This is a genomic window from Kitasatospora sp. NPDC029367 (genome assembly GCF_055569135.1).
The window spans coordinates 1-14,315 of record NZ_JBVHYH010000123.1; the positions used below are offsets into that span (position 1 = coordinate 1).

A 14,315-nucleotide genomic window follows, 5' to 3' on the forward strand; every position below is an offset into this window, starting at 1 on the left:
CCCCACCGCACCCCCCACCGAACCCCCCTCCCCCCCCCCCCCAGCACCCCCCCCCCCCCCCCCCCAACCCCCCCCCCCCCCCCCCCCCCCCCACCCCCCCCCCCCCCCCACCCCCCCCCCCCCCCCCCCCCCCCCCCCCCCTCCCCCCCCCCCGCACCCGTTCGGACGTACGGGCGCTGCGGTCGGACGGGCGCTGAGGGGGTGACGCGCTCGTACGGGCGCGCGCGGGTGCTCAGTTGGGCGAGCCGTGTTCCGCGCGCCAGGCTTCCCAGCCGGCCGAGGAGGCCACCTTCGCCTCGTGCAGGGCCCGTTGGGCGAGCGCGCCCGGCGGGGTCTCCAAGCTGCGCACCCAGTCGCGGCCCGCGGTGAACAGCGCCGCGCACACCAGCGCCGCCCCGGCCGCGCCGAGCACCGAGCCGATGCCGGTCAGCACCACACCGCCGGCCAGCAGCGAGCGGTTGACCTGGAGTCCGTTCAAGATCTTCTGGTTGGTCGCCATGCCTCCACGATGCGGGCAGTCGGCAGGGCCTGCACCTCGGGCGGCCCGCTCCGGGCCCCTCCCGGGTGCGCACGGCCACTCCGTCCGCCAGCCTGGGCACACGACCCGGGCCCCGGCACAGGAGGAGGCGGCGCGATGCCCGATCTCGAACGGCTCGCCGTGGAGCACGCCGCCCGGGCGGCGGAAGGCCCGCACGGGCGCAGCGCCCATCTGGTGCTGCACGACGGGGTGCTGCGGCAGACCGTGATCGCCCTGACCGCCGGCACCGCGCTGGACGAGCACACCCCGCCCACCGCGGGGAGCGTCCAGGTGCTGCGCGGCCGGGTCTCGTTGACCATCGCCGGGCGGCGGGTGGAGCTGGCCGCGGGCGAGCTGGAGCCCGTACCGCAGGAGCGGCACGGGCTGGTGGCCCACGTCGACTCGGTGGTGCTGCTGACCGCCGTCACCGCGTAGCACCCGTCACGGCGTTGCGCACGTCACCGCGCAGCGCACGTCACCGCGTAGCGCCCGTTACGGCATGGCGCCCCGTCACGGCGTGGCGCCGGCCCCCAGCACGCTGTCGCTGACCAGCCGGAGCCCGCGCAGGAACTCCTGGCCGGTCGGCGCCTGGTCGGGCGCGGCGAGCCACTGGGCGACGTAGCCGGCCAGCAGGATCTGGTAGAAGGTGCCGCGGGCGAGCTCCTCCTCGTTGTCCGGGACCTCGGGAAGCCCCTGGAACACGGCGGCGAGCCCGAGCCGCCCCTCCTTCTGCGCGTCCTCGAAGGCCTTCGCCAGCTCCGGGTTGTGCCCGGCCAGGGCGAGCGCCTCGAACTGCGCGGCCCAGAGCCCCCGGTGCTCGACGAAGACGTCCCGGAGGCCGTTCCAGGCGGCGGCGAAGCGCAGCTCCGGGTCGTCCGACACCTGGTTGGCGCCGTACACCACCACCCCCAGGGCCTCACCCATCTCGCCGATCGCCTCGATCATCGCGGCGTTGAGCAGCGCGTCCTTCGAGCCGAAGTGGTAGCCGATCGCGGCCAGGCTGACGCCCGAGGCGTTCGCGATGTCGCGGGCCGTGGTGCGTCCGTAGCCCTTCTCGTACAGGCAGTGCTTGGCGCCGGCCATCAGGTCTTCACGGTTTCCCATACCCCCGATCCTACGGAACATCTGTACAGATGTCTTGCACGAACGTCTCGGACGAACGTACGTCTCGGACGGGTGTCTCGTACGGACGTCTTGGACAATCGATTTAGACATCTGTACTAGACAAGCGTCTGAAACGCTCGTACCGTCTTCCCCATGACCGCAACCACCGGCCGCGCAGGCCGCCGTGAATGGACCGGCCTGGCCGTCCTCCTGCTCCCGACCCTGGTCCTCTCCATGGACATGGGCGTGCTGTTCTTCGCCGTCCCGTACATCTCCACCGAGCTGGCCCCCAGCGGCACCCAGCAGCTGTGGATCATGGACATGTACTCGTTCCTGCTGGCCGGACTGCTGATCACGATGGGCGCGCTGGGCGACCGGATCGGCCGCCGCCGGCTGCTGATGATCGGTGCCGCGGGCTTCACCGGCGCCTCGCTGCTGGCCGCCTGGTCCGGCAGTGCCGAACAGCTGATCGCCGCTCGTGCGCTCCTCGGCGTCGCCGGGGCCACCGTGATGCCCTCGACCCTCGCGCTGATCCGCAACATGTTCCACGACCCCAAGCAGCGGCAGGTCGCCCTCGGCGCCTGGGGCGGCGTCCTCACCGCCGGGGCCACCCTCGGCCCGGTCGCCGGCGGACTGCTGCTCGACCACTACTGGTGGGGCTCGGCCTTCCTGGTCGCCGTCCCGGTGATGCTCCTGGTGCTGCTGGCCGCGCCCGTCCTGCTGCCCGAGTACCGCACCGCCGCCCTCCCGCGGCCTTCGGCCGGGGGTACGGGTACCCCCGTCGGCCGCTTCGACCTGCCCGGTGCCGCGCTCTCGCTCGCCGCGATCCTCCCCCTGGTCTACGGCGTCAAGACCCTCGCCGTGGACGGCTGGAACCCGCTCCCCGCCCTCGCCGCCGCGGCCGGGCTGCTGTTCACCGGCGCCTTCGTGTGGCGCCAGCGCACCGCCGCGAACCCGCTGATCGACCTGGGCCTGTTCCGGATCCGCACCTTCAGCGGGGCGATCAGCGTCAACACCCTCGCCATGTTCGCGATGATGGGCTTCGCCCTCTTCACCTCCCAGTACCTCCAACTGGTCAAGGGCATGAGCCCGTTCACCGCCTCGCTCTGGTCGCTGGTGCCCAGCGTCGGCGTCGGCGCGGCGATCGGGATCAGCTCGGCGCTGGCCGGCAAGGTCCGCCCGGCGGCCCTGATGGGCGGCGGCTTCGTGGTCGGCGCCGTCGGCTTCGCGATGATGACCCAGGTCGGCCCGCACTCCCCGCTGGCGCTCATCCTCACCGCGGCGGGCGTACTGGCCGCGGGCACCGTCGGCACCATGACGATGACCGCCGAGATGGTCGTCTCGGCAGCCCCCGCCGAGCAGGCCGGTGCCGCCTCCGCCACCTCCGAGACCGCCGTCGAACTCGGCAGCTCGCTCGGCATCGCCCTGCTGGGCGCGGCGGGTGCCGCGGTCTACCGCCACCAGCTGGACGGCGCCCTCCCGGCGGGCGTCGACGGCACGGCCGCCGGTACCGCGCGGGACACCCTCGGCGGCGCCGTCTCCGTCGCGGCCCACCTGCCCGGCCGGCTCGGCCCGGACCTGTTGGAGACCGCCCGCGGCGCCTTCACGGACGGCCTGCACGTCGCCGCCGTCGTCGGTCTGGTCTTCGCCCTCGGCGCCGCCGTCCTGGCCCACCGCCTGCTGCGCCACCTGCCCACCACCACGGCCCCGGCCCCGGCCCCGACCCCCGCCCCCTCCTCGGAGCAGCAGCCTGCCGCCGTCTGACCCACCACACGGCCCCGATCCACGCGAGTCATCGAGAGCCCCCGCCCACCCGGGCGGGGGCTCTCCGCCGTCCGGGGCAAGCCAGGACGCCCCGAACGGGAACCCGACGGCGCGCGGAACGGCACGGCGTCGGCCGCGCAAAACCTCGGGTGCGGGGCAGGAAGCCGTGCCAGGGTGAGGCCCATGGGGACTGAACACGAACGGGTGCGCGGGAGTTACGACGCGGTGGCGGAGGAGTACCTGGGGCGGATCGGGGGTGAGTTGGCACACAAGGTGGTGGACCGGGCGCTGCTGGGCGCCGTCGTGGAGGAGGCCGCCGGCGGGCTGGTGGCGGACCTGGGGTGCGGGCCGGGGCACGTGGCGGGGTGGCTGACCGAACAGGGCGCGCGGGTGGTCGGGATCGACCTGTCGCCGCGGATGGTCGAACTGGCCGCGCGCGAGCACCCGCGGGCCGAGTTCCGCACCGGGGACCTGCTCGCACTGCCCGCCGCCGACGGCGAGTTCGCGGCGGCCGTGGCCCTGTACTCGGTGATCCACCTGGAGCCGGACGAGCTGCTGCCCGCCTTCGCCGAGATGCTGCGGGTGCTGCGGCCCGGCGGGCTGCTGCTGGTCTCCTTCCACCTGGGCGAGGAGGTGCGGCACCTGGAGGAGTGGTGGGGCCATGACGTCGACGTGGACTTCCACTTCCTGCGGACCGACGCCGTCGCCGCCCGTCTGACCGAGGCCGGGTTCGCCGTCGAGGCCCGGCTGGAGCGGGACGGCCTGCCCGAGGAGGCCGACACCCGACGCGGCTACCTGCTGGCGCGGCGGCCGCGCTGACCGTCCACCCGGGGGTGGAGGCCGCTGCGTCCACCCCCGGGTGCGTGTCCCGACGGCGCGGCCGGGGGACCGTGGAGGCGTGGTCCGCGACCGTCAGGAGCCTCCCATGTCCCTGCCGTCCCTCCTCTCCCTGCTCGGCGTCCTCTGCTGGGTCGGCTACGAGCTGCTGCTGCGCCGCCGCGAGGACAGCGCGGCCGGCAGCTGGCGCGCGGACGACCGCGACCGCGGCTCGACCCGGCTGCTGCTCGCCTGCTACGTCGCGTCCGTCCTGGTGGTGGTGCTGTTCGACCGCGCCGGCCTCGGCACGCTGCCCACCGGGCCGCGCTGGTCCGGGGTCGCGCTGGTGGTCGCCGGGCTGGCCCTGCGCGGCTGGGGCATGCGCACCCTGGGCCGCTACTACACCCGCACCCTGCGGACCGTGGACACCCAGCACGTGGTCCGCGGCGGCCCGTACCGGCTGATCCGCCATCCCGGTTACGCGGGCAGTCTGCTGGTCTGGTCCGGCTACGCGCTCGGCACCGGCAGCTGGGCGGCGGCGCTGCTGGTCACGGCCCTGCTGCTCGGCGCGTACGGCTGGCGGATCGCCGCCGAGGAGCGGCTGCTGCTCGGCGCCTTCGGCCCCGCGTACGCGGACTACCAGCGGGTTTCCAAGCGGCTGGTCCCGTTCGTCTACTGATGGGCCACTGACGGCGCGAACGGCGGGAATCCTCGGACGGGCCCTCTCCGTCCGCTCCAACGGCACCTGGTTTTCGGCCAGCGTTTCCCGGCCGGTGTATCCGTTCGGCGTGAGGGCCAGGCATACTGGCCAGCAGGGCCTAGCGCCCTCCGTGACTCTAGACAAGAAGGGACCGGTGGCCAGGGATGCTGCGGAACGGTCTTGAGCCCTGGCACATCTTGGTGGTGCTGGCGGTCGTAGTCCTGCTGTTCGGATCGAAGAAGCTGCCGGAGATGGCCCGTGGCCTCGGCAAGTCGATGCGCATTCTGAAGGCGGAGACCAAGGCGATGCGCGAGGACGGCGGCGAGCAGGCGGACGCCGGCACCGCGCAGAGCACGGCCGCCCCCCAGCAGGCCGCTGACCGCCCGGCCGTCACGCCGACCAACGTGACGAAGAGCGCCGAGGCGAAGCGCCCCGAGACGACCGCCTGAGTCGTCCGAGCTCCGCTGTCGAGCCCCCCGGTGGATTTCCACCGGGGGGCTCGACGCTTTCCCGGGCCGCCTCGCCCCGGCGGAGCAGTCGGACGGGCGGGGCGGGCCCGGGTGGACCAGGCTGGATGGGATGTCCGAGAACCCTCCTCTCCCGTCGGCCGACCTCCGGGCCATGGCGTGGCTGCTGGGCGCGTTCACGCTGCTGACGGTCGGGTACTTCACGCTGCCCCTTGAGTGGTTCGGTGACCGGCGTCCGGTGCTGAGCTGGACGGTCTTCGTGGCGGCGTTGGGCGGGTTGAGCTGGTTGATGCTGGCGAAGATCGTCGGGGTGATACGGGGGACGGCGAAGCGGCCGGTGGCCTGGCTGGCCTTCCTCATCTTCCTGGCGATGATCATCTTCTCGGCGACGTACTACGTGCTGGGCGCGCACAAGGCCGAGTTCGCGGGGCTGGAGACGCGGCTGGACGCGCTCTACTTCACCGTGGTGACGATGGCGACGGTGGGATACGGCGACATCACCCCGGCGGGGCAGACGGCGCGGCTCGTGGTGGTGCTGCAGATCGGGTACAACTTCGTGTTCCTCGCGGCGGCAGCCGGGACGGCCTCCCGGGCGATCCGCGGGAACGTGGAACGGCGGATCCGGCGCGACAGGTGAGGGCCGCTGTGGCCCGTCAGTCGCCCTCGTCGGGCTCGGGCGGGGTCACTCGGAGGGCGGTGACGACACCCAGGGCGACGGTCGCGAGCGCGAGCGCGAGGAGGGTGGCGAAGGCCACGGCGATCAGGAATCGCACGGGGCGCCCCACTGGCGTTCGGCTTCGAGGAGGAGAGACAGGAGGTTCAGCAGCGTCGACGCGGGCGCCGTGTTGAAGCAGACCAGGACGCGGCCGTCGAGGGTCCGGTCGGTGTCGATGGAGGGGAAGAGCAGGCCGAACTTACGGCCGCGCTGCTGGAGTTCGGCGATCAGCGTACGGATGTGCTCGTCGGTGCAGGCCCGGACCCGGGGATCGGTCGGCAGCAGCGGGCGGCGGGGGAGGGACATCAGGCGGCGTCCAGGTCGCACTCGAACCAGATGACCTTGCCGCGCTCCTGCGGGTCGACGCCCCACCGGTGGGTGAGGCCGGCGACCAGCTGGAGGCCCCGGCCGGACTCGGCGAGGAGGTCGAGGGGCTGCGGGTCGGGGAGCGCGGGGCTCTCGTCGGCGACGGAGACCCGGAGGGTGTTGTGGAGGAAGAGGATCTCGGTGACCGGCGCGGGGGTTTCGCCGTGCAGCCAGGCGTTCACGAGGAGCTCACCGAGAGCGAGTTCGGCCTCGAAGGTGGCGGAGGGGTGCCAGCCCGCGCGGACCATCGCGTTGCGGAGGGACTGGCGGGAGAGGGCGAGGGAGGGCGTGTTGAGGTGACGCATGGGAGAACTCCCGGGCGTGTGTGGGATGGAGAACCGGCGGATACGTCGCCGTGAACCAGGCCATGGAAGAAGACATGGCTGCTCTGCGGTGCTTGCCAGCAAGCATTACTGACGATCCGTCGGATCGAGGTGACATCGACCATAGCCCACCGAAGTCACATGTGATTCCAAGTTCAGATAACTTCACTCTCAAGTGGACCCCACCCCCGGCCGGGCGGCAGACTTGGGCCACATCGGCAAGGAAGGAACCAATGCCGCCGCGAGTCAGCCCGACACTCCGTCAACGCCGCATCGGCACCGAACTCCGGAAGATGCGCGAGGCCGCCGGCCTGTCGACCGGCGCCCTCGCCCGAGACCTCGGCATCGACCGGACCCAGGTCAGTCAGATAGAGGCCGCCAAGGTTGGCGTAAGCCCGGAGCGCCTCCGATCCTTCGCCGCCGCATGCAAGTGCATGAACGAGCCGCTGATCGACGCGCTGGAGGTCATGGTCCAGGACCGCTCGAAGGGCTGGTGGGAGGAACACCGCGGCACCGTCCCGGAAGGCTTCCTTGAGAACGCGGAGCTGGAGAAGACCGCCCACGAGCTCAAGCTGTGGACCCTCACCCACATGCCTGGCCCTTGCCAGATCATCAGTTATGCCTCGGCGGTCTTCGGGCGTGTCTTCCCTCCGCTTCCGCGCCACGAGCTGGAGGCACGCACTGCGTTCAGAATGCAGCGCAAGGCTGACCTGCGCCGCAATCCCAAGCCGCTGACAGCCTTCATCTATGAGTCAGTCCTGTGGACTCGGTTCGGTGGATCCCAGATTCTCAAGGAGCAACTCGGCTCCCTACTCGAAGACTCCGAGCTGCCCTGGATGACCATCCGAGTGGTTCCGTTCGACATCGAGACCTTCCCGGGCGCCGTCGAGAACCTCACCTACGCGGTCGGCGCCGTCCCTGAGCTTGATACCGTCGAGCGGGAATCCTCCCGCGACTCCGAACACCTTGATGCGATCAGCGAGCTGACCAGTTACCGATTCATCTTCGACCGGACTGATTCGCTCGCGCTGAGTGAGGGCGGTTCACGTGACTTGATCCGCAAGATCGCACGAGACCTGTGAAAGGCCAACTGTGACCGACACCGAGTGGCAGAAGTCCACATTCAGTGGGTCCACCGAGAACTGTGTGGAGGTCCGCAAGGCCAGCGGGGCGATCGAGCTCCGGGAGTCCGACGAAGGCGACACCATCCTCCGCACCACACCCACCGCCCTCGCCGCCCTCCTCCACGGCCTCAAGGCAGGCGAGTTCGACCACCACGCCTAACCCGCCCGGCGGCCCCTCGCGCGCTCGCGAGGGGCCGCACCGCATGCGGGAAGCCGCGCTCCGCGCGGCGGACTTGCAAGCCCTCGGGAATGAATCTCAGGATCTAGTGGCTGTCGATCAAGCCGGGGTGATCACAGCTTCTTTGCTCCGAGTGTCCATCTTTGAGGGAGTGTCAGCGATATGTCCGTCACACAACAGCCTGCCGCCGAGCGCGTGCGCGTCTCCGCGGAGCCCGACTGGTACGAGTCGGCCGGCATATCGCTCGGCATCCGGGTCGGAAACCTGGTCTTCACATCAGGGCAGGCGCCGATCGATGCCCAGGGAGCCACGGTCGGCGCTGGGGACTTCGAGACGCAAGCCCGTCAGGCGCTCGCGAATCTGTCGACGGTCCTCACAAACGCGGGCTCCAGCCTCGCCGACGTGGTCAAGGCGACGGTGTTCGTCACGGACATCGCGCAGCAGGACATCTTTGCCAAGTTGCGCGCGGAACACTTCCCGGACAAGCCGCACCTCGCGGAGTCGTTCGTGGAGGTCTCCTCACTCGCCAACCCTGAGTGGATGATCGAGATCGAGGCCATCGGACTCGTCCGGTGATGCCGGGTACTCGCAGGTGAAGGATGTAGGCCCTCTTGCCGAACCTCGTAGCCTCGCCCGGAAGTTCTTCAACGCGTTGATCCTCCGCTCAACTTCGGCCCTGCGCTTGTAGGTCGTCTTGTCGAAGGTCAGGGCAGGGCGTTGCCGGGGTCGTCCAGCCAGACGGACTGTGCGCCGTCCGGGGCGATGCTCACTCCGAACCGGCAGAGGTCCGGCTTGCCCTCCTCCAGCCACCACAGCCGGGCGCTGGTGATCTCGTCCCACAGCCGGCGCGGCCCGGACTGGCGGACGGCGTCCTCGGCGTCCCACCCGGCGTAGCGGGCGGACGCCCACGAGCCCGCGCCGTCCGACAGTTGCATGCGGTAGGTGCCGCTGGGGTCGGCCTCGTCCCAGACGTGTTCGTACCGGACGCCCGGCACTCGCAGGCCGATGGCGAAGGCCGCGTGAACGTCCTCCTCCGCGAGGTCGGGATCCATCAGGGACGGGCCTCGGTAGTCCGGCGTGCCGGAGGGGCCCGTCACAGCGTGGGGCCGCTGCGACCGCATCCACATGAAGCTGACGTTGCCGACGAACCGCCCGTGCGACGGCTCGCCCGGCCTACCGACCACCAGGCGCAGCAGTCCGGCGTTGGCGTACGGGGTGCCCCACGGGGTGACGATCACGCCGCCGGGTCGGGTCTGCTCGATCCAGGCGGACGGCACCCGGCGGACGGCTGCCGTCGAATGGATGCGGTCGTAGGGCGCGCCTTGGGCCCACCCCGCGAGCCCGTCGCCGACCACGCACTCGGGTGCGAATCCGGCGGCCCGGAGTCTCCGCGCCGCCTCGGCGGCTACGGCCGGGTCCACCTCGATCGTCGTCACGTGCTCATCGCCGAGTCGGGCCGAGAGCAGAGCACTCGTCCATCCGGTGCCGGTGCCGATGTCGAGCACGTCGTGACCGTCGCTCACGTCCAGGTGGCGGAGCATGTCTGCGACCAGGGACGGCATGGATGCCGATGACGTGGCGATTCCGGGTCCGTCGTCGTCCCCGTCGTCCAGCTGTGTGACGACCACATCATCGGCATCGACCATGGCCCGCCAGCCGTCCGGGTCATCGGACCGGGTGATCCGACGGTAGCCCGTCGGAGCATCGTCATCCGGGGCCCACACGGCGCCCGGGACGAACGCAGAGCGCGGGGCGCGCTCGAACGCGCCCCGCCACTCCTCGCCCAGCACGCCGGCCTCGGTCAGGTCGGTCAGCAACTGTGCGTAGTTGTCCATCAGTTGGCTCTCTTCTGCGTGGACTACTTCGTGTCCCCGGGCTCGCCGCCTTGCCGTCTCCGGGCATCCAACCACCGGTCCCCCGGCCGGAGTGGGAAGTCGACTACGCCGACTTCCTGCTCCCTCCCGCCCCGGTGGTTGGATGTCCGGATGAACGACCAGCTCGGATCCCCCGCCTGCCCCTGCGTGCTCTGCGACCCCGCCGCTTCCGCGACCGTCCGCGCGCGGCTCCAGCGACAGAGGCACTGGGGCCCCGAGATGAAACACGTGCGGGACCACGGCTGGCACGTGGTCGGTGTGGGCGGCGGGGACATCCCGGACTGGGCGTTCACGGTCGGCCTGTGGCACTCGTACCGGATTCCCGAGGTCGCCATGTTCGGCCTGGAGCTGACCGGGCTGATGCGCTGGGTCAACGAGGCCGCCGCGCTGCTGCGGGACGGGGCGTCCACGGAACCGGGCACGCTGCTCTCCGGTGTCATCGAGGGCTATCCGCTTCGACTCCACCCGGTGGACTCCGGTTGGCACCTGCCCCTCTTCGGGACCGCTGCCGGGTTCTACCAGCGCTCTCCGATCCCCGTCGTCCAGCTGGTCTGGCCCGACCGCGACCGTCGGTGGCCCTCCGACGAGCGAGCCACTCCCGGCTGCCGTGCGCAGCCCAGTCTCTGGCTCCCGGTCGGCGAGCATCCGGAGGGCGTGTGGACCGAGGAGGCCGCCCTCCTCTGAGCCGTCCCGCTCCCCCACAGAGTTTTCCACAGGGTGTGGACAACCCTGTGCTCAGCCGTGCGCGGTGTCGATGACGCAGAAGCGGTTGCCCCCGGGGTCGGCCAGCACCACGAAGTCCGGGTCCTCGGGGTAGAGGTCCCAGTCGACCTCCTCGGCGCCGAGGGCGAGCAGGCGCCGGACCTCGGCGGCCTGGTCCTCGGCGTCCGACGCGTAGAGGTCGAGGTGGACGCGGGGGTGCTCCTGGACGGGGGACTCGCTGTAGCCCAGGGCGAGTTGGACGCCGGTGCCGCCGGCGGCGGGGACCAGGACCGTCCAGTCGTCCTCGACCAGGCCGCCCCGCGGCACGTAGTCCAGGGCGGCCGTCCAGAAGGCGACCGCGCGGGACATGTCGGCGACGCCGAGGACAAGGGATCCGATCGTCAGCACCGCGCCATTATGACGCGGCCTCAGCCTTGTTGCGGCGGGCGTAGGCCCGGGCCGCGCGGACCCGGTCGCCGCAGCGGGTCGAGCACCAGTGGCGGGCGGCGTGGGTGCGGACCAGGAAGCGGATGCACGGGCTCGCGGCACAGGCCGCGAGGCGTTCGGCGTCCGAACCGGTGAGCAACTCGGCCGCGTCGGCGGCGATGACGGCCATGGCGTGCACGGCGACCTGGTCGGCCGGGTGCGCCAGGGCGCGGTACGGGCCGTCCGGCGCGTCCCAGCGCAGCAGGGCGGCGGCGGAGGTGGCCGTCAGCGCGGAGTTGAGCGCGTCCACGGCCTCGCCCGGCGGCACGGCGCCGTCGACCCGGGCGGCGAGCAACACCCTCAGCTGGGACCGGAGTTCGCGCAGCCGTCCGGTGCAGTACTCGTAGACCTCCGCACCCTCGGGGGCGAGACCCCGCTCGACCAGCCAGCGGGTGGCGTCGGCGGGGGTGGCCAGCAGGTCCAGGCGGCCGGCGGTGAGCACGAGGTCGCTGTTGGCGAAGTCGAGGGCGACGTGCTGCTCCGAGCCCGGTGCGGGCGGTGGGGCGGTGAGGGTGGCATTCACGGTTCTCATGGTAAACCTTGCGCTCTTCCGTGATGGAGGTGCTAGGTTCATCACGTCAAACGATGGCTTTCTCCGTGAGGTGAACCAGCATGTCGAACATCCGCGTCTTCGGCGGCCCGACCGCCCTCATCGAATTCGGCGGCCTCCGCTTCCTCACCGACCCGACCTTCGACGAGCCCGGCGACTACCCGCGCGGCGGCGGCCGCGCCCTCACCAAGACTGCGCCCTCCCCCGTCACCCCCGCCGCCATCGGCCCGGTCGACGCCGTCCTGCTCTCCCACGACGAGCACCCGGACAACCTGGACACCTCGGGCCGCGCCCTGCTGCCGACCGTGCCCCTGGTGCTCACCACCACCAGCGGCGCCGAGCGGCTCGGCGGCACCGCGCGCGGGCTCGCCCCCTGGGAGTCGGTCGAACTGGCCCGCCCGGACGGCGGCAGCGTCACCGTCACCGCCGCACCCGCGCTGCACGGGCCCGAAGGGGCCGAGGCCGTGCTCGGCCAGGTGATCGGGTTCGTGCTGACCGCCCCCGACCTGCCGAGCGTCTACGTCAGCGGCGACAACGCCTCACTCGCGCTGGTCGAGGAGATCGCCGAGCGGTTCGGCCCGATCGACACCGCGGTCCTGTTCGCCGGCGCCGCCCGCCCCGGGCCCTTCGACGGCGCGCTGCTCACCCTGGACAGCGCCCAGGCCGCCGAGGCCGCCGTCCTGCTGGGCGCGCGGCGCGTGGTGCCGGCGCACTTCGACAGCTGGGCGCACTTCACCGAGGGCCGTACGACGCTGGAGGCGGCCTTCGCGGCGGCCGGGCTCGGCGACCGGCTGCAGTTCGCCTGACCAGGCAGCAGGGGCCCTATCGCCCTGGTCGTCCCAGCCGCCCCAGTTGTCCTAGTCGTCCTAGTCGTCCTGGAAGTTGCCCGCCGTGTGGAGGGTGGCGTACAGCGCGGACAGCCGGGCGTTCCAGTTGGCGTAGGTGGGGGCGTCGATGGCGTGCTTCTTGCCCAGGTCCTTGATCGTCTTCTGGGCGGCCCGGAGCTGCTGGGCGGCGTCGTCGGGGTTGCCCTCGTTCAACCGGGAGGCGGTCGCGTCGAGGATCTGCAGCAGCTCCGTCTGCTTGTCGCGCTCCTTGCCGACCTGCGCCTGCGCCACGGCCTGGCGGAAGGATTGGAGCTGGAGCTCCGCGGGCTGGTTGCGCGGGACGGACTGGGTGGGGGCGGCGGAGGTCGGCGCGGCAGCCGGGGTGGTGGGGGCGGCGGCGGAGGAGGTCGGGGCCGTTGTCGGGGTGGTGGCCACGGACTTGGTCGCCGCCGGGGGCTTGGCGGCGGCGTTGCCGGCCGGCTCGTCGGCCGCGGTCAGCACCACGGCGATGACCCCGGCGAGGCCGGCTATGCCCAGCGCTCCGAGGACCAGGGGCTTGTTGCGGCGGCTCACGGTGGGGGCGGGCATGGGGAGCCGTCCGGCCGGGTGCGCCGTGGGCGGCATCGCCGGGAGCGGCGCCATCACCGAGGTCGCGGCCGGAACGGGGTTGTGCGGGGCCTGGTGCGGAGCCTGGGGCGGGAGCAGGGTGGTGTGCTGCTGGTCCGAGGCCACCGGGGTCCCCGGGGCGACCGGGACCACCGGGCCGACCGGCGGCAGGAGCTGGGTGGCGGCCGAGGTGGTCGCGAGCAGCTCGGCGGTCGGATCGCCGACGGCCAGTCCCGGGACGGTGGCGAGCAGTTCGGCCCGCGCCGCGGCGGCGTCGGCCGGGCGGTGGGCCGGGTTCTTGGCCAGCAGCCGCAGCGCCACCGCGTCCAGCGCCGGCGGCAGGCCCGGACGGCGTGCGGACGGGGGCAGGGGCTGCTCGCTGACGTGCTTGAAGGCGATCGCCACCGGGGTCTCGGCGGTGAACGGGGTCGCGCCGGTGAGCATCTCGGTCAGCACGCAGCCGACCGCGTACAGGTCGGTGCGGCCGTCCAGGGCGGAGGCGGTGGCCTGCTCGGGCGAGAGGTAGGCGGCCGTACCGAGCACGCTCGCGGTCTGGGTCAGGTTGCTGGACGAACCGGCCCGGGCGATGCCGAAGTCCACCACCTTCACGCCGCCGTCGTCGGTGATCATGATGTTGCCGGGCTTGATGTCCCGGTGCACCAGGCCCGCCGCGTGCGCGACCGACAGCGCCTCGCAGACCGCCGCCGCGATGCCGACCGCACGCTCCACCGGCAACTGCGGCTGCTGGACCAGGACGGCGGCGAGGGAGCGGCCGTTCACCAGCTCCATGACGATGAACGGAGTGCCCTCGTCCACGCCCGAGTCGAAGACCATGACGATCCTCGGGTGCACCAGCATCGCGGCGTGCTGCGCCTCGCGACTGAAACGCTCGGCGAAACGGGGGTCGTCGGCGAGGCCGCCGTTGAGGACCTTGACCGCCACCTGGCGGCCCAGGACACGGTCGAGGCCTCGCCAGACCGTGGCCATGCCTCCGACGCCGAGTATCTCGACGAGTTCGTAACGCCCGTTCAGCGCGCGTCCGATCACCTGGGACTCCCCTCACGTGCGGCCTCCGGGGTCCCGGGGGGGGGGGGGGGGGTCCGGTGGCTTTCCCGAACAGGCGAGCCGGGGACGAGGTGGTGGGGGGGGGGGGGGGGGGGGGGGGGGGGGGGGGGATAGGTGCACCGCAAGCGGAG

General features: G+C 72.2%; 19 protein-coding genes. 11 read left to right on the plus strand and 8 right to left on the minus strand.

The window, feature by feature from the left end; all coding sequences use genetic code 11:
• Positions 1 to 232: 232 nt before the first annotated feature.
• A complete protein-coding gene (locus ACZ4W5_RS36770; protein ID WP_360226414.1) occupies positions 233 to 499 on the minus strand; it encodes a hypothetical protein in 267 nt (88 codons plus the stop codon).
• Positions 500 to 634: 135 nt separating this feature from the next.
• On the opposite strand from ACZ4W5_RS36770, the gene ACZ4W5_RS36775 reads away from it, so the two are divergent.
• Complete coding sequence (locus tag ACZ4W5_RS36775) at positions 635 to 952, plus strand: cupin domain-containing protein (protein ID WP_402488207.1); 318 nt, start codon at positions 635 to 637, stop codon at positions 950 to 952.
• A 75-nt stretch (positions 953 to 1,027) separates the two neighbouring features.
• Here ACZ4W5_RS36775 and ACZ4W5_RS36780 read toward each other — a convergent pair whose 3' ends face one another.
• Positions 1,028 to 1,621, minus strand: a complete 594-nt coding sequence (locus tag ACZ4W5_RS36780) for a TetR/AcrR family transcriptional regulator (RefSeq protein ID WP_465659508.1) — start codon at positions 1,619 to 1,621, stop codon at positions 1,028 to 1,030.
• A 153-nt stretch (positions 1,622 to 1,774) separates the two neighbouring features.
• Here ACZ4W5_RS36780 and ACZ4W5_RS36785 point away from each other — a divergent pair, with 153 nt between their 5' ends.
• From ACZ4W5_RS36785 to ACZ4W5_RS36805, 5 genes are all read left to right on the plus strand, one after another.
• Complete coding sequence (locus tag ACZ4W5_RS36785) at positions 1,775 to 3,385, plus strand: MFS transporter (protein ID WP_465659510.1); 1,611 nt, start codon at positions 1,775 to 1,777, stop codon at positions 3,383 to 3,385.
• A 183-nt stretch (positions 3,386 to 3,568) separates the two neighbouring features.
• Entirely contained in the window at positions 3,569 to 4,204 is a 636-nt protein-coding gene (locus ACZ4W5_RS36790; RefSeq protein ID WP_402488193.1) for a class I SAM-dependent methyltransferase, read from the plus strand.
• 106 nt (positions 4,205 to 4,310) lie between these two features.
• Positions 4,311 to 4,880 (plus strand): methyltransferase family protein, encoded by a 570-nt coding sequence (locus tag ACZ4W5_RS36795; protein ID WP_465659512.1) that lies wholly within the window; start codon positions 4,311 to 4,313, stop codon positions 4,878 to 4,880.
• A 185-nt stretch (positions 4,881 to 5,065) separates the two neighbouring features.
• Positions 5,066 to 5,350 (plus strand): Sec-independent protein translocase subunit TatA, encoded by a 285-nt coding sequence (gene tatA, locus ACZ4W5_RS36800; protein WP_360226432.1) that lies wholly within the window; start codon positions 5,066 to 5,068, stop codon positions 5,348 to 5,350.
• 130 nt (positions 5,351 to 5,480) lie between these two features.
• Entirely contained in the window at positions 5,481 to 6,005 is a 525-nt protein-coding gene (locus ACZ4W5_RS36805; protein WP_465659513.1) for an ion channel, read from the plus strand.
• A gap of 123 nt (positions 6,006 to 6,128) precedes the next feature.
• Here the strand turns inward: ACZ4W5_RS36805 and ACZ4W5_RS36810 are convergent, their stop codons facing one another.
• Both ACZ4W5_RS36810 and ACZ4W5_RS36815 read right to left on the minus strand, forming a co-directional pair.
• Complete coding sequence (locus tag ACZ4W5_RS36810) at positions 6,129 to 6,389, minus strand: hypothetical protein (RefSeq protein WP_402488184.1); 261 nt, start codon at positions 6,387 to 6,389, stop codon at positions 6,129 to 6,131.
• A complete protein-coding gene (locus tag ACZ4W5_RS36815; RefSeq protein ID WP_465659515.1) occupies positions 6,389 to 6,754 on the minus strand; it encodes an ATP-binding protein in 366 nt (121 codons plus the stop codon). Before ACZ4W5_RS36815 ends, ACZ4W5_RS36810 begins: the two co-directional genes overlap by 1 nt.
• Positions 6,755 to 7,005: 251 nt before the next feature.
• On the opposite strand from ACZ4W5_RS36815, the gene ACZ4W5_RS36820 reads away from it, so the two are divergent.
• The 3 genes from ACZ4W5_RS36820 to ACZ4W5_RS36830 all read left to right on the plus strand — a co-directional run bounded on the left by ACZ4W5_RS36820 (position 7,006) and on the right by ACZ4W5_RS36830 (position 8,650).
• On the plus strand, positions 7,006 to 7,854 hold the full coding sequence (locus ACZ4W5_RS36820) for a helix-turn-helix domain-containing protein (RefSeq protein WP_465659516.1): 849 nt from the start codon (positions 7,006 to 7,008) through the stop codon (positions 7,852 to 7,854).
• A 10-nt stretch (positions 7,855 to 7,864) separates the two neighbouring features.
• Complete coding sequence (locus ACZ4W5_RS36825) at positions 7,865 to 8,056, plus strand: DUF397 domain-containing protein (protein WP_465659517.1); 192 nt, start codon at positions 7,865 to 7,867, stop codon at positions 8,054 to 8,056.
• A 180-nt stretch (positions 8,057 to 8,236) separates the two neighbouring features.
• Positions 8,237 to 8,650: a RidA family protein gene (locus tag ACZ4W5_RS36830; RefSeq protein WP_465659519.1), complete on the plus strand. Its 414-nt coding sequence runs from the start codon at positions 8,237 to 8,239 to the stop codon at positions 8,648 to 8,650.
• Positions 8,651 to 8,778: 128 nt separating this feature from the next.
• Here ACZ4W5_RS36830 and ACZ4W5_RS36835 read toward each other — a convergent pair whose 3' ends face one another.
• Positions 8,779 to 9,909 carry a methyltransferase domain-containing protein gene (locus tag ACZ4W5_RS36835; protein WP_465659520.1) on the minus strand — a complete coding sequence of 377 codons (1,131 nt, stop codon included), beginning with the start codon at positions 9,907 to 9,909 and terminating at the stop codon, positions 8,779 to 8,781.
• Between the two features lie 150 nt (positions 9,910 to 10,059).
• Here ACZ4W5_RS36835 and ACZ4W5_RS36840 point away from each other — a divergent pair, with 150 nt between their 5' ends.
• Positions 10,060 to 10,632: a DUF4262 domain-containing protein gene (locus ACZ4W5_RS36840; protein WP_465659522.1), complete on the plus strand. Its 573-nt coding sequence runs from the start codon at positions 10,060 to 10,062 to the stop codon at positions 10,630 to 10,632.
• A gap of 51 nt (positions 10,633 to 10,683) precedes the next feature.
• Here ACZ4W5_RS36840 and ACZ4W5_RS36845 read toward each other — a convergent pair whose 3' ends face one another.
• Both ACZ4W5_RS36845 and ACZ4W5_RS36850 read right to left on the minus strand, forming a co-directional pair.
• The gene (locus ACZ4W5_RS36845; RefSeq protein ID WP_465659524.1) at positions 10,684 to 11,058 is read right to left on the minus strand and encodes a VOC family protein; all 375 of its coding nucleotides are present in this window, start codon (positions 11,056 to 11,058) and stop codon (positions 10,684 to 10,686) included.
• 7 nt (positions 11,059 to 11,065) lie between these two features.
• Entirely contained in the window at positions 11,066 to 11,668 is a 603-nt protein-coding gene (locus ACZ4W5_RS36850; RefSeq protein WP_465659525.1) for a CGNR zinc finger domain-containing protein, read from the minus strand.
• 80 nt (positions 11,669 to 11,748) lie between these two features.
• Here ACZ4W5_RS36850 and ACZ4W5_RS36855 point away from each other — a divergent pair, with 80 nt between their 5' ends.
• Positions 11,749 to 12,492 carry an MBL fold metallo-hydrolase gene (locus ACZ4W5_RS36855; RefSeq protein WP_465659527.1) on the plus strand — a complete coding sequence of 248 codons (744 nt, stop codon included), beginning with the start codon at positions 11,749 to 11,751 and terminating at the stop codon, positions 12,490 to 12,492.
• 60 nt (positions 12,493 to 12,552) lie between these two features.
• On the opposite strand, the gene ACZ4W5_RS36860 is transcribed toward ACZ4W5_RS36855, so the two are convergent.
• Complete coding sequence (locus tag ACZ4W5_RS36860; protein ID WP_465659529.1) at positions 12,553 to 14,166, minus strand: protein kinase domain-containing protein; 1,614 nt, start codon at positions 14,164 to 14,166, stop codon at positions 12,553 to 12,555.
• Between the last annotated feature and the right edge of the window lie 149 nt (positions 14,167 to 14,315).